This is a genomic window from Cellulosimicrobium protaetiae, from assembly GCF_009708005.2.
Lineage (GTDB): Bacteria > Actinomycetota > Actinomycetes > Actinomycetales > Cellulomonadaceae > Cellulosimicrobium > Cellulosimicrobium protaetiae.
The window spans coordinates 3,994,635-4,016,238 of the sequence record NZ_CP052757.1 but is presented as its reverse complement, the minus strand read 5'-3'; the positions used below and the strand labels follow the sequence as shown (position 1 = coordinate 4,016,238).

Sequence of the window (21,604 nt, the reverse complement as noted above, 5' to 3'; positions counted from 1 at the left end):
CGGCGTCGCGGACGCCGGCCCGCTCTGCCGCTGGATGCCCCTCTGTGCGTCGAGTGATGCGCTTCCGATCGAGCGATGCACGTCTGCGCGCATCGCTCGATCGGAAGCGCATCGGTGGTCGGGCAGACCCGCGGGAGTGTCCAGGTGCCGGGACGTGCCGGCCCGGACACCGCGGAAACTCGATAACGGTTTCGGCGGAGTGGGTCGCCTTCGACCCTCGCTATGTTTGCGCTCACATGTTAGCGTTCACACGCGCGTCCGACGGCGGACGTGCGACCGGCGCTGCCGCCGGGCACGACGACGAGGAGTCACCGATGACCTCACGCCACGAACCACCCCCGACGCCCGCGGAGCCCCGCGCCCGACGCCGACGCCGCTCGCTCGCGGCGCTCCTCGGGCTCGCGCTGGTCGCACCGCTCGCGCCCGTGGGCGCGGCGGCCGCCGGCCCGATGCCCACGGAACCCGCGCCGGTCCCGGCTGCGGCCGAGCCGAGCGCGGAGGGGCTCCGGCTCTGGCTCCCGCTCGACGAGACCGCGGGCACCGTCGCGCACGACGCCTCCGGCAACGGCCTGGACGGGACCCTCACCGGCTCCGGCGGCGGCTGGCAGCCCGGCCAGGGCCTGATGTTCGGCGGGTCCAACCACGTCGACCTGCCCGACGACCTCCTGGCCGGCTACGACGCCGTGACGGTGAGCGCGGACGTGTGGGTCGACGCGTCGCTGACCGGCAACTACTTCTTCTACACCCTCGGCAACCCCGCGGTCGGCACCCCGCAGTCCGGGGACGGGTACCTGTTCTCGACGGGCAACGCGAACTACCGTGCGTCGATCTCCGACCTCGCGTGGGGTCGCGAGCAGAACACCGCCAAGGCCCCCGCCGCCGCGCTGCAGCGCGGCGTCTGGAAGACGATCACGTACACGCTCGGCGGCGGCACCGCGCGGCTGTACGAGGACGGCGCGCAGGTCGGGCAGAACACGGCCGTGACCATCACGCCCGGTGCGATCGGCGGCGGCACGACGACCGCGAACGCGCTCGGGAAGTCGGCCTACGCCGCCGACAACCTCTTCAAGGGCCGCATGAAGGACTTCCGGCTCTACGACCGCGCGCTGACCGCGCAGGAGGTCGCCGACGTCGCGGCGGCTTCGGCACAGGACGCCGTGGCGGCCGACGCCGCCGCCCTGGACCTCGGCGACACGACCGCCGTCGTCACCGACCTCGCGCTCCCGGCGAAGGGCGTCGGCGGCTCGGCGGTGACCTGGGCCAGCTCGGACGACGCCGTCGTCTCCGCGAGCGGTGCCGTCACGCGCCCCGCGGGCGACGAGCCCGCGACCGCGACGCTCACCGCGACGGTGGCGCTGCGCGGCGCGACCGAGACGCGGACGTTCGACGTCACGGTCCTGCCGGGCGACGGCGACCAGGCCAAGGCCGACGCCGCGGCCGCGGCGCTCGAGGTGACGAACCTCGACGACGTGCGCGGCAACCTCACCCTGCCCACCGCGGGGCTGCACGGCGCGAGCGTGGCGTGGGCGTCGTCGTCGGGCACGATCAGCCCGACGGGCGAGGTCACGCGGCCCGCGCACGGCGAGGACGCCGAGACCGTGACGCTCACGGCGACGGTGACCGTGGGCGCAGCGAGCGCCACGCGCGAGCTCGCGGCGCACGTCCCCGCTCTGCCCGCGCAGGAGGACCTCGCGGGCTACCTCTTCTCCTACTTCGTGGGCGAGGGCACCGCGACGGGCGAGCAGGTCTACTTCGGCCTCAGCCAGGGCAACGACCCGCTGAAGTACCAGAACCTCAACGACAACCAGCCGGTGCTGACGTCGGAGCTCGGGGAGAAGGGCCTGCGGGACCCGTTCATCATCCGCTCGCCAGAGGGCGACAAGTTCTACCAGATCGCGACCGACCTGCGGATCTACGACGGCAACGGCTGGGACGCGGCGCAGCGGCAGGGGTCGAAGTCGATCATGGTGTGGGAGTCCACGGACCTCGTGAACTGGACGGACCAGCGCCTGGTCAAGGTCTCGCCCGACACCGCGGGCAACACGTGGGCGCCCGAGGCGTACTACGACGAGAGCATCGGCGCGTACGTCGTCTTCTGGGCGTCCAAGCTCTACGCCGAGGACGACCCGAACCACACCGGCAACACCTACAACCGCATGATGTATGCCACGACGCGCGACTTCGTGACGTTCAGCGAGGCGCAGGTGTGGGTCGACCCGGGCTACTCGGTCATCGACTCGACCGTGACGCAGCACGACGGCCAGTACTACCGCTTCACCAAGGACGAGCGGAACAACACGTCGTCCACGCCGTGCTCCAAGTTCATCCTCGCGGAGAAGGCCGCTGAGCTGCGCTCGACGGACTACGACTTCATCACCGACTGCATCGGCAAGGCGAACTCGCTCGGCGGCGGGATCAACCAGGGCGAGGGCCCGACGATCTTCAAGTCGAACACCGAGGAGAAGTGGTACCTCTTCATCGACGAGTTCGGCGGCCGCGGCTACGTGCCGTTCGAGTCGACCTCGCTCGACGCGGCCGAGTGGACCATGTCCACCGACTACCAGATGCCGTCGCGCCCGCGCCACGGCACGGTGCTCCCGGTCACGCAGGCCGAGTACGACCGCCTGCTCAGCACGTACCAGCCCGACGCGTTCGTCGAGTCCGTCGAGGACGTCGCGGTCACGGTGCAGACGGGCTCCGCGCCCGTGCTTCCCGCCTCCGTCACCGCGCACTACGCCGACGGCTCCACCGGCCCGGCCGACGTCACGTGGGACGCGGTCGACCCGGCGTCGTACGCGCAGGCGGGGTCGTTCGAGGTCGCCGGGTCCCTCGGCGGCGGCGTGAGCGTCCGCGCCCGCGCGGTCGTCACGGTGACCGACGACGTCGTCCCTGTCGAGGGACTGAGCGTCACCCCCGAGTCGCTCCAGGTGGGCGTCGGCGGGACGCGGCAGCTCAGCGCGACGGTGACGCCCGCCAACGCGACGGCGCGCGCGATCAGGTGGGCGTCGGACGACGCGGGCGTCGCCACGGTCTCGGCCGACGGCGTCGTCACCGGCGTCGGCGAGGGCCACGCGATGGTCACCGCGACCACGGCCGACGGGTCGCACACGGCGTACGTCGCGGTCGAGGTGACCACCGAGATCCCGGGCCTGGTCGTGCGGTACGCGCTCGACGAGACGAGCGGGACGTCGGCGGCGAACACCGCGCCGGGGTCGTCGTTCGGGCCCGCGACGCTGACCAACGGTGCGGCGTTCTCCGGGACCGGCGAGGGTGTGACGCTCGACGGGACGAACGACTACGTCGACCTGCCCGACCACCTGCTCGCTGGGCTGACCGACGTCACGGTCGGGCTCGACGTCAAGGTCGCGACCGACCAGGCGACGCCGTACTTCGTCTACGGCCTCGGCAACACGAGCGGCACGGCGGGCAACGGGTACCTGTTCACCACGGGCAACGCGTACCGCACGTCGATCGCGACGGGGAACTGGACGACCGAGCAGACCGTCACCAAGAACGCGAACCTGCAGCGCGGGGTGTGGAAGCACCTCACGTACACGCTGTCCGGCACGACCGCCGTGCTCTACGAGGACGGCGTCGAGGTGGGCCGCCAGACCGGCGTCACGATCGACCCGAAGGACATCGGCGACGGCTCGACGCTCGCCAACTACCTCGGCCGCTCGCTGTACTCGGGCGACCGCTACCTCAAGGGCTCGGTGCGCGACTTCCGGATCTACGACCGCGCGCTCACGGCGGACGAGGTCTACCAGGTCGGGGCCGACCACACGGCCGTCACGGGAGCCGAGCTCGACGCGCTCAAGGTCCCGGCGATCGTCGACGGGGCGAGCTCGACCGTGACGCTCGCCGTCGAGCCGGGCACGGACGTCTCCGCGCTCGCGCCGGTCCTCACGGTCTCGCCGCGCGCGACGGTCACGCCCGGGAACGGCTCGGTGCAGGACTTCACGCAGCCCGTGGAGTACACCGTGACCGGGCCGGACGGGTCGTCGCGCACGTGGACGGTCCAGGCCAAGCAGATGGGCAGCCCGGTGCTCCCCGGGACGTACGCGGACCCGAACATCGCGCAGTTCGGCGACACGTTCTACCTCTATGCCACGACCGACGGCACGCCGGGCTGGGGCGGCAAGGACTTCTACGTCTGGAAGTCCACCGACCTCGTGACGTGGGAGCGCTCGGAGCAGCCGTTCCTCACGCTCGACGGCACGAACGGGAACGTCCCCTGGGCGACCGGCAACGCGTGGGCGCCCACCATCATCGAGCGGGACGGGAAGTACTACTTCTACTTCTCCGGCCACAACCCGACGTACAACCGCAAGACGATCGGCGTCGCGGTGGCCGACAGCCCCGAGGGCCCGTTCATGGCGCAGCCGACGGCGATGATCACCAACGGCGAGGCGGTCACGTCCGGCCAGGCGATCGACCCCGCCGCGTTCCGTGACCCGGAGACCGGCAAGTTCTGGCTCCTGTGGGGCAACGGCGGCCCGTCGAACGGCCCGGTCATGGCGGAGCTGAACGACGACATGACGTCGATCAAGCAGGACACGCTCCGGCGCATCCCCGGCCTGACCGACTTCCGCGAGGGCCTGTTCCTCAACTACCGGGACGGCGTCTACCACCTCACGTACTCGATCGACGACACGGGGTCGGAGAACTACCGCGTCGGCTACGCGACGTCGGACAGCATCGACGGCCCGTGGACGTACCGCGGCGTGATCCTCGAGAAGGACGCCTCGCAGGGCATCCTCGGGACCGGGCACAGCTCGATCCTCAACGTCGAGGGCACGGACGACTGGTACATCGCGTACCACCGGTTCGCGATCCCCGGTGGCGACGGGACCCACCGCGAGACGACGATCGACCGCCTGACGTTCGGCGACGACGGCCTCATCCAGGAGGTCGTGCCGACGCTCGAGAGTGTGGACCCGGTCGACGTGGCCCCCACGCCCCGGGTGGAGCTGACCGTCGAGGCCACCCCGCGCTGCCTCGCGGGCAAGGTCTACGTCGCGGTCCGGGCGACCAACGCGGGCGACGTGCCCGCCGACGTCACCCTCACGACCCCGTACGGCACGAAGACGTTCGCGGCCGTGGCCCCGGGGGCGAACGCGTACCAGTCGTTCGCGACCCGCGCGACGTCGGTCCCGGCCGGCACGGTGACGGTCACCGGCACGGCCGTGCTCGACGGCGCCCCGGTCACCACGCCCTACGACGTCACCTACGACGCCGACACCTGCGGCTGACGACCCCGCCGAGGTAGAGCCGCAGGTCGCGAGGTAGAGCTCCCGGAGCTCTACCTCGCGACCGCGGGTTCTATCTCGCGGCACGACCTGCATCTCGACGAAGAGAGGACGACATGATGTCGACACACCGAGGACGCTCGGCGCTCGCCGCCGGGCTGGTGGGGGCGCTCGCCGTCTCCACGCTCGCCGCCGCGGTCGCCGCACCAGCGGCCGCAGACGTCGGCGGGCCCACCGACGAGGGGCTCGTCGCGTGGTACCCGCTCGACGCCGCGAGAACGACCGGCGGCACGACGGCGAACGTCGCCGAGGGCTCGTCGTTCGGCCCGGCCACCCTGGTGGGCGGCACGGCGACGGCCGACGGCACGACGCTGGACGGCACGGACGACTACGTCGACCTGCCCGACCACCTGCTCGCCGGGCTCACGGACGTCACCGTGAGCCTCGACGTGCTCGTGAGCCAGGACCAGGGCACGCCGTACTTCGTCTACGGGCTCGGGAACACGAGCGGCTCGAACGGCAACGGCTACCTGTTCACGACCGGCAACGCGTACCGCACGTCGATCGCGACGGGGAACTGGTCCACCGAGCAGACGGTGACCAAGGGCTCCAACCTGCAGCGCGGCGTCTGGAAGACCCTCACCTACACGCTCACCGGCACGACCGCGACGCTCTACGAGGACGGCGTGCAGGTCAAGCAGGCCACGAACGTCACGACCGACCCCGGCCAGATCGGCGGCGGGCAGACGACCGCGAACTACGTCGGCCGCTCCCTCTACTCCGGCGACCGCTACCTCAAGGGCCAGGTGCGCGACTTCCGCCTCTACGACCGCGCGCTCACCGCGGCGGAGGCGGGCGAGCTCGCCGCCGGGACCTCCACGGCCGCCGCGGACGCCGACCTCGCCGCGCTCGACCTCGGCGACACGAGCGCGGTCACCGCGGACCTCGTGCTGCCCACCACGGGCGCGCAGGGGTCTCTCGTCACGTGGACGTCGTCCGACGCGGGTGTCGTCAGCGCCGCGGGGAAGGTCACCCGGCCCGCCGCGGGCGAGGACGACGCGACCGTGACGCTCACCGCGCTCGTCACGCGCGGCGCCGTCGCGCGCACCGCGCAGCTCGACGTCACGGTCCTCGCGCACCTCGCGCCCGCCGAGGCCGTCGCGTGGGACGCGAGCCACGTCGTCGTGCCGCACCTCGACGACGTCCGCGGCAACCTCACGCTGCCCACCGGCGGCGCCAACGGCTCGACCCTCGCCTGGGCGAGCTCCGACCCAGCGACCGTCTCGGCCACGGGCGAGGTGACGCGGCCCGCCCACGGCGAGCCGGCCGCCGTCGTGCAGCTCACCGCGACCGCGACCAAGGAAGGCGCTACCGCGACGCACACGTACGACGCCACGGTCCGGCCGCTGCCCGCCGAGGCCGACTACGAGGGCTACTTCTTCCCGTACTTCGAGGGCGAGAGCACCGCGGACGGCGAGTCGGTCTACTTCAGCGCGAGCGACGGGAACGACCCGCTCGACTGGGTCGAGCTGAACGACGGCGAGCCCGTGCTCACGTCGACGCTCGGCGAGAAGGGCCTGCGCGACCCGTTCATCATCCGCTCGCCCGAGGGCGACCGGTTCTTCCTCCTCGCGACCGACCTGCGCATCTACGGAGGCAACAACTTCGGCAACGCGCAGGAGCGCGGGTCGCGCGCCCTGATGATCTGGGAGTCGACCGACCTGGTGCACTGGTCCGACCAGCGCATGGTCACGGTGTCGAGCGCGTACGCGGGCAACACGTGGGCGCCCGAGGCGTTCTGGGACGCGCAGCGCGGCGAGTACATCGTCTACTGGGCCTCCGCGCTCTACCCGACCACCTCGACCGACGGTCGCCGCATCGCCGACTCCTACCAGCGCATGATGTACGCGACCACGCGGGACTTCGTGACGTTCTCCGAGCCGCAGGTGTGGATCGACGAGAAGCGCGGCAACGGGCTCGGGATGATCGACTCGTCGATCGTCGAGCACGAGGGCACGTACTACCGGTTCACCAAGGACGAGGCGTACATGATCCCGCGCCTCGAGAGGTCGACCGACCTGCGTTCGACCGACTGGGACCTCGTCGCCGAGAAGATCGGCTACGGCCAGCCCAACCCGTGGGGCGGCACGCTGACCGCGGGCGAGGGACCGACCGTGTTCAAGTCGAACACCGAGGAGAAGTGGTACCTCTTCGTCGACCAGCCGAGCTACCACGGCGGGCAGGGCTATCTGCCGCTCGAGTCCACCGACCTCGACTCGGGCGTGTGGACGTCGGTCGACGCCCACCTGCCGAGCAGTCCGCGCCACGGCACCGTCCTGCCCATCACGGCCGCCGAGCACGCCGCGCTCCTCGCGGCGTACGGGGAGCAGCCGCCCGCGCCCGAGCTCGACCTGGCGGTCGAGGCGACCTCGCGCTGCCTCGCGGGCAAGGCGTACGTCGCGGTCCGCGCCACGAACGGCGAGGACGTCCCCGTCACCGTGACGCTCACGACGCCGTACGGCGAGAAGGCGTTCGCCGACGTCGCGCCGGGCAGGAACGCGTACCAGTCGTTCGCCGCCCGCGCGACGGCGGTCCCGGCCGGGACCGCGACCGTGACCGGTATGGCCACGCTCGACGGCGCCGCGGTCACCACCACGCGCGACGTGGCGGTCGACGCGCTCGACTGCGGCTGACCACCCCGCCGAGCGGCCCCTGCCGCTCGGCGGGGACTCCCGGGCGACGTGCCGGCGTCGTCGGGGGGCCGGGCCCGGTCCGCACCGCGACCACGGTGCGGACCGGGCGTTCCGGCAGCGCCGCTCGGAGGTGCCGCCCGGAGGTGCCGGCGCCCCGGGGCCGGGCGACGTCAGCGGGAGGCCGCGAGCCGACGTGCGACGAGCGCGAGCGTGTCGTCGTAGAGCCGGCGTGCGACGTCCTCGTCGTGGCTGGCGTCGGACGACCGCGCGGGACGGCCGCGACTCACGTACGAGCCCGAGGGGACGCGGAGGCTGCCGTCGGCGAGCGCAGCGAGATGACGGGCGGACGCGCCCGGGGTCGTGACGCGGGGGTGCAGCGTGAGCAGCGGGCCGAGCCCGCGCCACACGACGCGGAACCAGGTCGGCTGGTGGCGGACGAGACCCGTTCCCGGCATGAGCCCGGGGTCGTAGGCGACGACCGTCGTCGCGGGTTCCCGGCGCGCGATCTCGTACGCGGTGAGGACGTTCGCGAGCTTCGAGGTCGGGTACCGGCGCAACGACGCGGCCACGCCGGGTCCAGGGGGCCGGACGAGATCCTCGAGGACGGCGGGTAGCGGCTCGGGCATGCCGGTGCGCTGCGCGGGGTCGTGCGTGCCGGACGTGGTGAGGACGAGGCGGTCGACTCGCGCGCGTGCTCGGAGCGACTCCCAGAGCTGGACGTGGCCGACGTGGTTCACGGCGATCGTCAGCTCGACCCCGTCGGCGGTGGTGGTCGGGGCGGAGACCTGGGTGCCGGCGTTGAGGAGCACGGCGCCGATCCTGCCGCCGGTGCGGGCGAGGATCTCGTCCGCCGCGTCGTCGACGGACGTCGGGGACGCGAGGTCGAGGACGACGCCGGTCGCGCCGGTCGCACGGGACGCCTCGGCCACGGTGCGCTCGCGCGTGCCCGTGACGACGACGGGACGGCCGGACCGGACGAGGCGTCGAGCGGTGCGGAGCCCGACGCCGTTCGTGCCGCCCGTGACGAGCACGGGGAGCGGGGGAGGTGGACTGTTGCCGTCACCCTTGGTGTCACTGTGTGTCATGTGGCACAGCGTGACACATGACACGCGGTGTCACAATGGGTGCCATGGTGGAGACCGCACCGAACCTCGGTGACCAGGACCAGTCGCTGCGCGCGCGCAAGCTCGCGCACAGCCGGGCGCACGTGACCGAGACGGCGTGGCGGCTCTTCCTCGCGCGCGGGTACGACGACGTGACGGTCGCCGAGATCGCCGACGCCGCCGGGGTGGCGCGCCGCACCGTGCACCGGTACGTCACCGTGAAGTCCGACCTCGTCTTCGGGCACGAGGGCGAGATCGTCGGGCTCGTCGAGGAGGTCGTGGCCGCGGCACCGCCGGGGGCGAGCGTGCGCGGCGTCCTCGTGCACGCCCTCCGCGGCCTGGCGGCACGCTGGCCGACGAGCCGCGAGGAGGCGGCCGCGCGCGCGCAGGTGATCGCCGGGTCGGCCGAGCTCGTCGAGCGTGAGCTCGCGAAGCGGGCGCGGATGCGCGAGCTCGTGGTCGACGCGTTGCGCTCTGCGAGGCCGGCCGCCCCCGAGCTCGAGCTCGCGGTCTGGGCCGAGTCGGGGCTCGCGGCGTTCTACCTGGCCTCCTCGGAGTGGGTGGCCGGACGTGCGGAGCTGCCCGAGGCGCTGGACCGGGTGCTCGGGTACCTCGCGGCCCAGGAGTGACGCCGAGCCGTCCGGCGACGGGGTGAACATGCTGGACGGCTGTTCAGTTCCGGCGTCCAGGATGGCAAGATGGGCGCGGCTGGACGATCGTCCAACCGGGTTCGGGGGGACCCTGCGACGCCCGCCCCGGGCCGGACGAAGAGGTTCACCGCGTGACGACCACCCGCAGGCTGCTCGCCGCCCTCGTGCTCGCCGGGTCGCTCCTCGTCCCCGTCGGTGCCGCGGCCGCCGCACCGTCCGTCGGCACGACGCCCGACCCGTCCGACGGCGTCCGTGTGAGCGTCGAGATCACCGAGCGCGAGGTGCCCGCCGGGCCGCGTGTCGTCGTGGTCGGTGAGGGCCCGTTCGTCGCCGGTGGCGAGCTCGTCGTCCGCGGCACCGGCCTCGCCCCGCGCACCACCTACGAGGTCTGGCTCGAGAGCGACCCGGTGCTCCTCGGCACGGTCACGACCGACGGCGACGGCGCGTTCGAGCTCGCGACGACGATCCCGGTCGGGACGGCGCCGGGCGAGCACCACGTCCGGCTCGTCGCGCCGGGGGAGGCCGACGTGCTGTCCGAGCCCTTCACGGTCCTCGCCGCGACCGGCGAGCCCGGTGGCACGCCGTCCACCGGCACGGGCGGGACGACGGGCGGCGGGACCTCCGCCACCCCACGCCCGGGCGGGCTCGCCACGACGGGCACCGGGCTCGTCGGGGCCGCCGTGCTCGCCGGGCTGGCCGTCGCCGCCGGGGCGGTGCTGCGCCGTCGGGCGGACCGGGGCCGGGCCACGTCCTGAGCCGGCCCCCGGCCGGGTCGTCGCGGGTGTTCAGCCCTCCGGGTCCGCCGGGGTGGCCTCGGCGCCGTCCTCCGTGCGGACGCCGACGCGGTCCTGCTCGTCGGCGGCGCGCTCCGCGGCGTCCATGGAACGGTCGTCGACCACGAGCAGACCCAGCAGGGTCGCCGCCGACACCGCCGCCATGACGACGAACACGGTACGCAGCCCGAAGGTCTCGCCGAGCAGCCCGCCGACCGCCGCGCCGAGCGGCATCGTCCCCCACGCGACCAGGCGATAGCAGGAGTTGAGGCGCCCGAGCAGGGCGTCGGGCGTGATCCGCTGCCGCAGCGACAGGGTGACGACGTTCCACACCGCGATCCCCGCACCGCCCACGGCGTAGACGGCGCCGATCACCCAGGGGCTCGTCGTCACCGCGGGGACGCCGATCAGCGCGGTCGTGCCGAGCACGGTGAGGGTCAGGGAACGTGCCCGGCCCACGAGGGCCACGACGCGCTCGGCGACGAACGACCCGGCGAACGCGCCGACCGCCGTCGCCGTGAGCAGCACGCCGTACGCGGGCTCGGACAGCCCGAGGGGCGAGTCGGGGCCGACCGCGTAGAGCACGAAGATCGCGAACGCGGCGTTGCTCGCGAAGTTGCTGCCACCGACCATGAGGGCGAGCGTGCGCAGGAGCCGGTCGTGCCACAGGAAGCGCAGGCCCTCGGCGATGTCGGCGCGGAGCGTCGTGCGGGTCGTGCGCTCGGGCCGGTACGAGCCCGGCATGCCGACCAGCAGGCCGACCGCGAGCGCCCACAGCGCGCCGGGGAGCCCGAACGCGACCGCCGCCCCGGCCGCGACGAGCAGCCCGCCGAGCGGCGGCCCGACGAACTGGTTCGCGGTGAGCTCCGCCGCGTACAGGCGACCGTTCGCCCGGGGGAGCGCGGTGCGCGGCACGACCTGGGGCAGGATCGACTGGGCCGAGGTGTCGTAGAGCGTCTCCGTGACGCCGACGCCGAACGCGACGACGTAGAGCGCGACGATGCTCCCGGCGTCGGGCACGAGCGCGACGACGGCGAGCGCGACCACGAGCAGGGCGCGCGCCACGTTGGCGCCGATCATCGCGTGGCGCCGGTCGAGCCGGTCCGCGAGCGCGCCGGCGGGGAGCGCGAAGAGGAGCCAGGGCAGGGTGAGTGCGAACGTCAGCCCGGCGACGAGCGCGGGCGAGTCGGTGTACCGGACCGCGACGAGCGGCAGCGCGACCTTGAGCACGCCGTCCGCGAGGTTGGACACCGTGGACGCCGACCAGAGGCGCCGGAACGGTGCTCCCAGGGGCGTGCCGGCCGGGCGTCGTCGGCGGGGTGCGGCGGTCATGCCGCCCAGCATGGCACAGTGATTGAGAAATCCCAATCGATCTGTGGATCTCGATCGATCGTCGTACGATGGGTGCCATGAGCACCGAGCCCACGCCGCAGGACCCCGCACCGGCCCCCGGCGCGACGCCGCCCGCGGTGCCTGGACGGCGTCCGCCCACCGCGCTCGAGGCCAAGGCCCTCGCCCACCCGCTCCGGCAGCGCATCGTCCGCCAGTGCGGAACGCGCGAGATGACGAACAAGGAGCTCGCCGACCACCTCGGCGTCGCACCCGGCACGGCCCTCCACCACGTGCGCCTCCTCGTCCGCGCGGGCCTGCTCGAGCCCGCCGACGTGCGCACGGGTGCCGGGGGAGCGCTCGAACGCCCCTACCGCGCCACCGGCGCGACCTGGTGGCTCGACGACCCCCTGCGCGGCACCGCCCCCGACGTCCGGTTCGGCCCCGTCGCCGCCGCGCTCGACGACGCCCTCGCCGCCGGCCCCGACGCCGTCACGACGTCCGCCGCGTTCCGCCTCCACCTCTCCGACGACGACGTCGCCGAGCTCGACCGGCGCATCCTCGCCGTCCTCGACGAGTACGTCGCGACCGACGACCAGCGCCTCGACCGCCCCCTCCACCGCGGCCTGTTCGTCCTCCACCGCCCCCCGTCCTGACCCGGCGTCGTCGCGGTCTCCTGCCCGCGGCGGGGCGCGGTGCCGAGATGCCCGCAACGGTCACGGCCGAGGCGACACGTCGAACCCCACGGCCCGACCGGACGCCACCGCCGAACCGGGGCCGCGGGTCGTGCGGCGACGGCCAGGACGAGCGGTGGGGTCGGACCGTGTGCGAAGGACGTCAGAGGCGCGCTCCTAGAACTGCCACGCGACAGACCAGGGCGACGGCGCGCCAGTCCGAGCACACGGTCCGGCCCCACCGCGGACCCGACCACGCGGGCCGTAGACCCGGCCCCACCGCGGACCCGACCACGCGGGCCGTAGACCCGGCCCCACCGCGGACCCGACCACGCGGGCCGTAGACCCGGCCCCACCGCGGACCCGACCACGCGGGCCGTAGACCCGACCCGACCCGACCCGACCCGACCCGACCGACCCGACCCGACCACGGACCCCACCACGAGGCAGAGACCGATCCGACCCGCTCAGGGTCGGGCCGCGAAGCGCTCCAGGAGGTCGGCATGGCCGGAGACGATGAGGAGGTCGTTGGCGCTGATGCGGGTCTCCGGGGTCGCGTAGAGGAAGTCCTCGCCCGGTGACTTCACGCCGATCACCGTGACGCCGTAGCGCTCGCGGACCTTCGACTGCGTGAGGGTGAACCCCTGGACCTCCTTGGGCGGGCGCATCTTGACGATCGTGAACCCGTCCTCGACCTCGATGTAGTCGAGCAGCTTGCCGGAGACGAGGTGCGCGACGCGCGACCCGGCGTCGGCTTCGGGGAACACGACGTGGTGCGCGCCGATGCGCTGCAGGATGCGCCCGTGCTCGGCGGAGACGGCCTTGGCCCAGATCTGCGGCGTGCCCATGTCGACCAGGTTGCCGGTGATGAGGACGCTCGCCTCGAGCGAGGTGCCGACCCCGACGACGGCGACGGGGAAGTCGCGCGCGCCGAGCTGCTCGAGCGCGACGGGGTTGGACGCGTCGGCCTCCACGAGGGGGAGCTGGCCGCTCCACTGGGCGACGAGGTCGGGGTCGCGCTCGACGGCTAGCACGTCCTGGCCGAGCCGGTCGAGCGTCGCGGCGATCGCCGTCCCGAAGCGGCCGAGCCCGATGACGAGCACGCCGGCGTCCTTGCGCGGGGCCTTCGCCTCGTCGCGGCGGGACCGTTCGGCGCGACCGCGCTCGACGATGCGGCGAGCGACCGGGTCGGCGGGGAGCGCGCCCTTCCCGGTCGCCGGGGCCCCGGCGGTCCTGTCGTCGCCGCGGGAGAAGGGGTCGGTCACGGTGGGGCCTTTCGTGTGGTCGGGAGGGCGGGTGGCCGACGGCGGTGCGGCGTCGGGCGGTGCCCTCACCCGATGATGGGGCGCTCCTCGGGGTAGCGCACGATGCGACGGCGGTCGCGCAGCGCGAGCGCGGCGGCGAACGTCATGGTCCCGGTGCGGCCGACGAACATGAGCGCGACGAGCACGTACTTGCCGGCGTCGGGGAGGTCGGGCGTGATGCCGGTGGAGAGCCCGACCGTCGCGAACGCGGAGATCGTCTCGAAGAGGATGACGTCGAGCGTCTCCCCGGTGATCTCGAGCAGCAGCAGGCTGGACAGGAGCACGGCGGTGGCGCCGACGAACGACACCGCGACGGCGAGGCGGAGGGTCTCGCGCGGGATGCGGCGACCGAACGCCTCCATGTCCCGGTCGCCGCGCGCCTCGGAGACGATGGCGATGAGCATGACGGCGAGCGTCGTCACCTTGATGCCGCCCGCGGTCGACGCGGAGCCGCCGCCGACGAACATGAGGGCGTCGGTGATGAGCCAGCTCGCCTCGTGCATCTGCCCGGTGTCGACGGTCGAGAACCCGCCCGACCGCGGCATGACCCCGGCGAACAGCGACGCGAGGATCTTCTCGCCGAAGGAGAGGGGGCCGAGCGTGCCCGAGTTCCGCCACTCGAGCGCGGCGAAGAGCACCGTACCGACGACGACGAGGGCCGCGCTCGTCGTGAGCGTGAGCTTCGTGTGCAGGCTCCACTTCGCCGCGCGCCGGCGGTTGCGCATGACGTTGAGGATCACGGGGAACCCGAGGGAGCCGATGAACACTCCGAGGATGATGGGCAGGCACAGCATCCAGTCGCCGACGTACGGTGCGAGGCCCTGCTCGGTCGGGATGAACCCGGCGTTGTTGAACGCCGAGATGCCGTAGAAGATGCCGTGCCACGCAGCCTCGCCGAACGTCTCCTCGAGCACGATGAAGCGGGGCAGCAGGAGCAGCGCGATGAGGAGCTCGAGCGATGTCGACGTGATGATGACGACGCGGACGAGCGAGCCGACCTCGCCGAGCCGCGTCGTCTTCGTCTCCGACGCGGTGAGGAGCTTCTGCGTGAGGCCGATCCGCCGCGACACGGCCATGCCGAGGATCGACGCGAGCGTCATGACGCCGAGGCCGCCGATCTTGATGCCGAGCAGGATGACGACCTGCCCGTACGTCGACCAGTACGTCCCCGTCGGGACGACGACGAGACCCGTGACGCACACCGCGGACGTCGCGGTGAACAGCGCGTCGACGAACGGGGCGGCGCGGCCGCTCGCCGTCGCCCAGGGGGCCATGAGCAGGGCGGTGAAGAGCGCGATGACGGCGGCGAAGACGGTGACCGCGAGGCGTGCGGGCGACTGCCGGGCGAGACGGTCGACGATCTCGCGTCCCTGGAACAGGCGCCCGGTCATGCTCGTCGCCATGGACCCTCCCTCGCCACTCGCGCCACTCTGCCACGGGCCCGGTGACCCGTCATGTCGCCGCTCCGGCGCCGGGACATCATGCCGGTTCCGGCGGCGCGGTGCCGCACCGGGTCCGGCGGCCGGTCCGCCGGGGCGGGCGTCCGCCGTCGGGCGTTACCGTGAGCCATGCCCACGACCGACCCCACGTCGTCGCCCGCCCCGACCCCGGGGGACGCGGCGGCCCCCGCGGCCTGCGTCGTGTGGAGCCCCGAGCTGCTCGGCTACGACTTCGGGCCCGGCCACCCCATGGCCCCGGCGCGGCTGGACCTGACGATGGGGCTCGTGCGGGCCCTGGGCCTGCTCGACGGCGCCGCGACGGCTCGGCTCCTGCGCCCCGAGCCCGCGGCGGACGACGTCCTGCGGCTCGTGCACGACGCCGAGTACGTCGCGGCCGTGCGCGCCGCCTCGGCGCACGGCACGCCGGACCCGCACCGGGGGCTCGGCACCGAGGACGACCCGGTCTTCCCGGGGATGCACGAGGCCGCGGCCCGGATCGTCGCGGGGTCGTACGAGGCGGCGGGCCTGATCGCCGCGGGGCACGTCGAGCACGCGGTGAACGTCGCGGGCGGCATGCACCACGCGAAGGCCGGCGCGGCGTCGGGGTTCTGCGTCTACAACGACGCCGCGGTGGCGATCCGCCGCCTGCTCGACGACGGTGCCGCCCGCGTCGCGTACGTGGACCTCGACGCGCACCACGGCGACGGCGTCGAGGAGGCGTTCTGGGACGACCCGCGCGTCCTCACGGTGTCGGTCCACCAGAGCGGCGCGACGCTGTTCCCCGGGACGGGGCACGCGACCGACGTCGGGGGTGCGGGTGCGGAGGGGACGGCCGTCAACGTCGCGCTCCCGCGCCGCACCGACGGTCCGCGCTGGCTGCGTGCGGTCGACGCCGTCGTGCCGCCCGTGCTGCGGGCGTTCCGTCCCGAGGTCCTCGTCACCCAGCACGGGTGCGACGCGCACGGCGAGGACCCGCTGTCCGACCTCGACGTGTCCGTCGACGCGCAACGCACCGCCCTGGGCTGGGTGCACGACCTCGCGCACGAGCTCTCCGGCGGCCGCTGGCTCGCGCTCGGCGGCGGGGGCTACGCCATCGCGCGCGTCGTGCCGCTCGTGTGGTCGGCGGTCGTCGGGGAGGTCGTGCACCGGCCCGTGACGGCGGGGGAGCCGCTGCCCGAGGAGTGGCGCGCCCGCGTCGCCGAGGTCGCGGGGTTCGACGCCCCGCTCGCGTTCGGCCCGCCCGTCGACGTCCGGCGCTGGAGCAACGGCTACGACCCGGACGACGACGTCGACCGCGCCGTCGCGGCCACGCGCCGGGCCGTCTTCCCGCTGCTCGGCCTCGACCCGCACTTCGACTGAGGGAGGCGCCCGTGCACGCCCTGCGGGGCCGACGAGGTGCTCGTACCGGGCACGAAGGACCGGCGGCGTACCGGGGCACGAGCGCGAGCGGGTAGTCTAGGGGGCGGATTTCTCTCGTGTTGGTCGGCTCGCGGCGCCCTGGTGGTCGCCGGGGCGCCCCGATCAACCGTGGACCACACGCGGCCGGTCGACCGGTCGCCGACCGACACGCCGCTCGAGCATTGCGAGGACCGTATGGGCTCCGTCATCAAGAAGCGCCGCAAGCGCATGGCCAAGAAGAAGCACCGCAAGCTGCTTCGCAAGACGCGTCACCAGCGTCGCAACAAGAAGTGACGTCGCGCGCGTCCTGACGCGCGACCCGCTGTCGAGCCCGGCCCCTCCCGAGGGGCCGGGCTCGACGCGTCTCCGGACCCGGTCGAGGGAGACCCTTGCCCCGCCGAGGGAGAACCGCGGTCCCGCGAGGTAGAACCGTGGTCAGCCGAGGTAGAACTCTGGTCGCGCGAGGTAGAACCGTGGTCGTGCCGCGGGAGGGGCTGTCGCCCGGGCGGTCGAAGACCAGGGCGAGACGAAGCCGGGCGGGGTGGGTGGTGGTGCCGCGTCGTGGCGGGCCTGGCGGGAGCCGCGAGGAACGAGCGGCGGATGGTAGACGCGGCACCACCACCCGCCCCGACCACCCCAGGTGACCAGACCGCCGTCGGGCACAAGAACCACGGTTCTACCTCGCGCAACCACGGTTTTACCTCGGCAGACCAGGGTTCTATCTCGCGCAACCAGGGTTCTACTTCGCGGGAGCAGGGCCCTCGTGGCGGAGGGTCAGAGGCGGGAGACGCGGCGGTCGACGGCGCGGCGGACGGACCGCAGGACGAGGGCCGCGGCCCAGGCCGCTCCGGCCCAGCTCGCGGTGCGGACGCTGCTGCGGGCGACGCGCCGCCGCCGCCCGCGGAACTCGCGGATGGGCCAGCCGACGTCCTGCGCGTAGCGGCGCAGGCGCGCGTCGGGATTGATGGGGCACGGGTGGCCGACGGTCTCCATCATCGAGACGTCGTTGAGCGAGTCCCCGTAGGCGTAGGACGCCGCGAGGTCGATGTCCTCGCGCTCGGCGAGGGCGCGCACCCCGGCCGCCTTGGCGCGGCCGTGCATCATGTCGCCCACGAGGCGGCCCGTGTAGAAGCCGTCCTCGTGCTCCGCGACGGTGCCCAGCGCGCCGGTGGTGCCGAGGCGCCGGGCGATGAGCTCGCCGATCTCGACCGGGGTCGCGGAGACGAGCCACACCTGGTGGCCCGCGGCCAGGTGCTCGTCGAGCAGGCGGCGCGTGCCGGGGTAGATGCGCAGCGACAGGACGGTGTCGTAGACCTCCTCGCCGATCGCGGTGACCTCGGCGACGGAGCGCCCGGCGATGAGCGCGAGGGCGCGCGACCGGATGCGGTCGATCTGCTGCTTGTTCTCGCCGAACAGCAGGTAGCGCGCCTGGTGCACGGCGAAGCGCACGATGTCGAGCGTCGAGAAGAACTGCCGCTGGTACAGGGCGCGCGCGAGGTGGAACGACGACGCGCCGCGGATGATCGTGTTGTCGACGTCGAAGAACGCGGCGGTGCGGTGCGAGGGCACCGTGGGCGTGCGTCCGGCGGGCGCGTCCTCGGGGGCGGTCGGGTCGGGACCCGGGCCGGGAGACGTCGCCATGACCCCACTCTAGGCGTTCCCCGGGTCGCCTCCACGAGGGGTCCCGCGCGGCCTCGTACCCTGGGACGGTGAGCACGTCTGCCGCCCCGACCTCCCCCGTCGTCCTCTACGGCCGTGCGGGGTGCCACCTGTGCGACGACGCGCGCGCCGTGGTCGAGGCCGTGTGCGCCGAGGCGGGGGTCGCGTGGACGGAGGTGGACGTCGACGCCCCGGGGGTCGACCCGGTGCTGCGCGAGCAGTACGGCGAGTACCTGCCGGTCGTCACGGTCGGCGGGGTGCAGCAGGGCTTCTGGCGGGTCGACGCCCGGCGGCTCGCGCGCGCGGTCGGCCGGATTTCTGCCGGGCGCGCGGACCTGGGATGATTCCTCCCGGTGGAGCGCGACCGTCGACGAGGACGGTCCCAGGGACGACGGGGTGACGTGTGGCTGAGCAGGTGGTCGGTGAGGTGACGGCGCCGGGGATCCCGAGCGCGACGGTGGCGCGGCTCCCGTCCTACCTGCGGGCGTTGCGGGACCTGGTGGCGCGGGGCGTCTCGACGACGTCCTCGGTCGAGCTCGCGGAGCTCTCCGGGGTCGGTCCGGCGCAGCTGCGCAAGGACCTGTCCTTCCTGGGCTCGTTCGGCACGCGCGGCGTCGGCTACGACGTGGACTCGCTCGCGCAGTACATCACCGAGGCGCTGGGACTCGTGGACGAGCACCGCATCGCGATCGTCGGGATCGGCAACCTGGGGCACGCGCTCGCGAACTACTCGGGGTACGAGCAGCGGGGCTTCCACGTGGCGGCGCTCCTCGACGCGTCGCCCGACGTCGTCGGCACGCGCGCCGCGGGCATCGTCGTCGAGCACGTCGACGCGCTGGAGGAGGTCGTCGAGCGCGAGAAGGTCTCGATCGTGGTCCTCGCGACGCCGGCGGCGCACGCGCAGTCCGTGGCGGACCGCGTCGTCGCGGCCGGCGTGCGCGAGATCCTCAACTTCGCACCGCGCGCGCTGCAGGTCCCGGCGGACGTCGACGTGCGCGGCGTCGACGTCGGCAGCGAGCTGCAGATCCTCGCGTTCCACTCCCAGGCCCGCGCGCTCGCGGAGGCGCAGGACCGCTGACCGGCGCACGGTCACGCGCACGGCCCGCTCGCGTCGAGGCGGCGTCCCGCGGGGCGATCGGCCGGGGACGGCGAAGGGGCCGCGTGCTCGTGCACGCGGCCCCTTGCCGGAGCCCTGCCGGGGGCGCCGGTCGTCCGGGAGTGCTCCCCGGAGCGGGTCGTCAGGCCTGCTTGATCGCGGAGACGTCGAGGGCGATCTTGATCTTGTCGCCGACGAGCACGCCGCCGGTCTCGAGAGCGGCGTTCCAGGTGAGGTCGAACTCCTTGCGGGAGATCTCGGTCTTCGCCTCGAACCCGGCGCGCGCGTTGCCGAACGGGTCGGTCGCGGTGCCTGCGAACTCGGCCTCGAGCTCGACCGCCTTGGTGACGCCGTTGATCGTCAGGTCGCCCGTGATGACGAAGTCGTCGCCGTCGCCGGCGATGCCGGTCGACGCGAAGGTCCACGTCGGCTTGTTCTCGGCGTCCCAGAAGTCCGCGCTGCGCAGGTGGTTGTCGCGGTTCGCGTCGCCCGTGCTCACCGACGCGGCGTCGAGCTCGGCGGTCACGGAGGTCGACTCGAGGTCGTCGCCCACGGTGATGGTGCCGGCCGTGATGGCGAGCGTGCCGCGCACCTTGGAGATGCCGGCGTGGCGGACCGTGAAGGCCGCCTGCGAGTGGGTCGAGTCGAGGGCGTAGGTACCGGCGTTGAGCCCGGCGGGCAGCGGCGTGGCCATGGGTGCTCCTGTGGTGGTCGTGGTCCGGGAGGACCGGAGTTGGTTGAAGGTTCAACTTCGGACGAGCGTATCAACAGCAGGGTCCGCCCCGTCTATTCCCCCAAGGGGTGGGAGAATGTCCCGCGACGCCCCGCCGCCCCCGTCCGTGCCCGCTCGCACCGCCAGAGGACCTATGACCAGCAACGACGTCGACGCCCAGGCGACGAGCACCCGACGCGCCACCGCGGGTGCGAGCGCCGAGCCCCGCTGGCTCGACACCGAGCAGCAGCAGCAGTGGCGCGCCTACCTCGACGGGACGGTGCGCTTCATCGAGGCGCTCGGGCGTGACCACGAGGAGCGGTCGGAGGTCTCGCTCAACGAGTACGAGCTCCTCGTGCGGCTCTCGGAGAGCCCCGACCACACGCTGCGCATGTCGGCGCTCGCCGACGGTCTCGCCCGGTCGCGCAGCCGCGTGACCCACACCGTCGCGCGCATGGAGGCGCGGGGCCTGGTCCGGCGCTCCGCGAGCACGGGCGACCGCCGCGGCGTCAACTGCGAGATGACGACCGAGGGCTACCGCGTCCTCGTGGCGTCCGCGCCGGCGCACGTCGCCGCGGTGCGCCGGTTCATGGTCGACGTGCTGACGCCGGAGCAGTTCCGGGCGCTCGGCGAGGCGATGGCAGCCGTCGCGGAGGCCTGCAAGGTCGACCGCGAGTCCTGACGCCCGCCCGGACGCCCCCTCGCGCGCCGGCACGGCACGCGCGCCCGGACGCACGGGTGCCGGTCGGGGCGCCGAGTGCGGGACACTGGTGCGCATGGTCTCCACCATCGTCCACCTCCTGCGCCACGGCGAGGTCCACAACCCCGACGGCGTCCTCTACGGCCGCATCCCCGGCTACCACCTCTCGGAGCGGGGCCACGAGATGGCCCGACGCGTCGCCGCGCACCTCGCGGGAGAACCCGGCCCCGACGGGACGTCGCGCCCGCGCGCCGACCTCGCCGTCGTCGTCGCGTCGCCGCTCCAGCGCGCCCAGGAGACGGCCACGCCCGCCGCCGAGGCGTTCGGCCTCGAGCTCGGCACCGACGACCGGCTCATCGAGGCCGCGAACCACTTCGAGGGCATGACCTTCGGCGTCGGGGACGGCTCGCTGCGCCACCCGCAGCACTGGCGGTTCCTGTGGAACCCGTTCCGGCCGTCGTGGGGTGAGCCGTACACCGAGCAGGTCGCGCGGATGCGCGCCGCCGTCGCGGACGCCCGGGACAAGGCGGCGGGCCACGAGGCGCTCCTGGTCAGCCACCAGCTCCCCGTGTGGCTCACGCGCCTGAGCTTCGAGAACCGCCGCCTGTGGCACGACCCTCGCAAGCGGCAGTGCTCGCTCGCGTCGCTCACGTCGCTGCACTTCGAGGACGACCGTCTCGTCGGACTGCACTACTCCGAGCCGGTCGCCGACCTGCTCCCGGGCGCCGCGACCGTCGCGGGGGCGTGACGTCGGTCATGTCCCGAGCCGTCGCCCTGGACCCGGCGCCCGAACCGTCCGGTTCGGGTGTGGCCGAGGTCACGTCT

The 21,604-nt window shown here is 73.6% G+C and carries 17 protein-coding genes; 11 read left to right on the top strand and 6 right to left on the bottom strand.

Annotated features, from left to right (window positions below; translation table 11 throughout):
• Window positions 1-314: 314 nt before the first annotated feature.
• Window positions 315-5,252, top strand: coding sequence for a family 43 glycosylhydrolase (locus tag FIC82_RS21125; RefSeq protein ID WP_253691248.1), 4,938 nt, complete (start codon window positions 315-317; stop codon window positions 5,250-5,252).
• A gap of 116 nt (window positions 5,253-5,368) precedes the next feature.
• Window positions 5,369-7,942 (top strand): immunoglobulin-like domain-containing protein, encoded by a 2,574-nt coding sequence (locus FIC82_RS20875; protein WP_154799316.1) that lies wholly within the window; start codon window positions 5,369-5,371, stop codon window positions 7,940-7,942.
• A gap of 170 nt (window positions 7,943-8,112) precedes the next feature.
• Here FIC82_RS20875 and FIC82_RS17325 read toward each other — a convergent pair whose 3' ends face one another.
• Window positions 8,113-9,027 (bottom strand): SDR family NAD(P)-dependent oxidoreductase, encoded by a 915-nt coding sequence (locus FIC82_RS17325; protein WP_154799315.1) that lies wholly within the window; start codon window positions 9,025-9,027, stop codon window positions 8,113-8,115.
• A gap of 44 nt (window positions 9,028-9,071) precedes the next feature.
• On the opposite strand from FIC82_RS17325, the gene FIC82_RS17320 reads away from it, so the two are divergent.
• Complete coding sequence (locus FIC82_RS17320; protein ID WP_168732046.1) at window positions 9,072-9,674, top strand: TetR/AcrR family transcriptional regulator; 603 nt, start codon at window positions 9,072-9,074, stop codon at window positions 9,672-9,674.
• 152 nt (window positions 9,675-9,826) lie between these two features.
• On the top strand, window positions 9,827-10,450 hold the full coding sequence (locus tag FIC82_RS17315; RefSeq protein ID WP_154799313.1) for a hypothetical protein: 624 nt from the start codon (window positions 9,827-9,829) through the stop codon (window positions 10,448-10,450).
• Between the two features lie 30 nt (window positions 10,451-10,480).
• Here FIC82_RS17315 and FIC82_RS17310 read toward each other — a convergent pair whose 3' ends face one another.
• Window positions 10,481-11,800, bottom strand: coding sequence for an MFS transporter (locus FIC82_RS17310; RefSeq protein WP_154799312.1), 1,320 nt, complete (start codon window positions 11,798-11,800; stop codon window positions 10,481-10,483).
• Window positions 11,801-11,877: 77 nt separating this feature from the next.
• On the opposite strand from FIC82_RS17310, the gene FIC82_RS17305 reads away from it, so the two are divergent.
• Window positions 11,878-12,453: an ArsR/SmtB family transcription factor gene (locus FIC82_RS17305; protein WP_154799311.1), complete on the top strand. Its 576-nt coding sequence runs from the start codon at window positions 11,878-11,880 to the stop codon at window positions 12,451-12,453.
• A gap of 485 nt (window positions 12,454-12,938) precedes the next feature.
• On the opposite strand, the gene FIC82_RS17300 is transcribed toward FIC82_RS17305, so the two are convergent.
• Window positions 12,939-13,643 carry a potassium channel family protein gene (locus FIC82_RS17300; protein ID WP_168732339.1) on the bottom strand — a complete coding sequence of 235 codons (705 nt, stop codon included), beginning with the start codon at window positions 13,641-13,643 and terminating at the stop codon, window positions 12,939-12,941.
• A 158-nt stretch (window positions 13,644-13,801) separates the two neighbouring features.
• Window positions 13,802-15,178, bottom strand: coding sequence for a TrkH family potassium uptake protein (locus FIC82_RS17295; RefSeq protein WP_154799310.1), 1,377 nt, complete (start codon window positions 15,176-15,178; stop codon window positions 13,802-13,804).
• A gap of 165 nt (window positions 15,179-15,343) precedes the next feature.
• Here FIC82_RS17295 and FIC82_RS17290 point away from each other — a divergent pair, with 165 nt between their 5' ends.
• Window positions 15,344-16,573, top strand: coding sequence for an acetoin utilization protein AcuC (locus tag FIC82_RS17290; protein ID WP_154799309.1), 1,230 nt, complete (start codon window positions 15,344-15,346; stop codon window positions 16,571-16,573).
• 234 nt (window positions 16,574-16,807) lie between these two features.
• On the top strand, window positions 16,808-16,906 hold the full coding sequence (locus FIC82_RS17285) for a 30S ribosomal protein bS22 (RefSeq protein WP_003792170.1): 99 nt from the start codon (window positions 16,808-16,810) through the stop codon (window positions 16,904-16,906).
• A 480-nt stretch (window positions 16,907-17,386) separates the two neighbouring features.
• On the opposite strand, the gene FIC82_RS17280 is transcribed toward FIC82_RS17285, so the two are convergent.
• Window positions 17,387-18,253: an HAD family hydrolase gene (locus tag FIC82_RS17280; RefSeq protein WP_154799308.1), complete on the bottom strand. Its 867-nt coding sequence runs from the start codon at window positions 18,251-18,253 to the stop codon at window positions 17,387-17,389.
• A 68-nt stretch (window positions 18,254-18,321) separates the two neighbouring features.
• Here FIC82_RS17280 and FIC82_RS17275 point away from each other — a divergent pair, with 68 nt between their 5' ends.
• Together FIC82_RS17275 and FIC82_RS17270 are read left to right on the top strand one after the other, a co-directional pair.
• Entirely contained in the window at window positions 18,322-18,615 is a 294-nt protein-coding gene (locus tag FIC82_RS17275) for a glutaredoxin family protein (RefSeq protein WP_168732045.1), read from the top strand.
• 59 nt (window positions 18,616-18,674) lie between these two features.
• On the top strand, window positions 18,675-19,349 hold the full coding sequence (locus FIC82_RS17270; protein ID WP_253691247.1) for a redox-sensing transcriptional repressor Rex: 675 nt from the start codon (window positions 18,675-18,677) through the stop codon (window positions 19,347-19,349).
• A gap of 160 nt (window positions 19,350-19,509) precedes the next feature.
• Here FIC82_RS17270 and FIC82_RS17265 read toward each other — a convergent pair whose 3' ends face one another.
• A complete protein-coding gene (locus FIC82_RS17265) occupies window positions 19,510-20,061 on the bottom strand; it encodes a YceI family protein (RefSeq protein WP_154799307.1) in 552 nt (183 codons plus the stop codon).
• Between the two features lie 172 nt (window positions 20,062-20,233).
• Here FIC82_RS17265 and FIC82_RS17260 point away from each other — a divergent pair, with 172 nt between their 5' ends.
• Together FIC82_RS17260 and FIC82_RS17255 are read left to right on the top strand one after the other, a co-directional pair.
• The gene (locus FIC82_RS17260) at window positions 20,234-20,761 is read left to right on the top strand and encodes a MarR family winged helix-turn-helix transcriptional regulator (RefSeq protein WP_154799306.1); all 528 of its coding nucleotides are present in this window, start codon (window positions 20,234-20,236) and stop codon (window positions 20,759-20,761) included.
• 94 nt (window positions 20,762-20,855) lie between these two features.
• Window positions 20,856-21,527, top strand: a complete 672-nt coding sequence (locus FIC82_RS17255) for a histidine phosphatase family protein (protein WP_154799305.1) — start codon at window positions 20,856-20,858, stop codon at window positions 21,525-21,527.
• Window positions 21,528-21,604 lie beyond the last annotated feature (77 nt).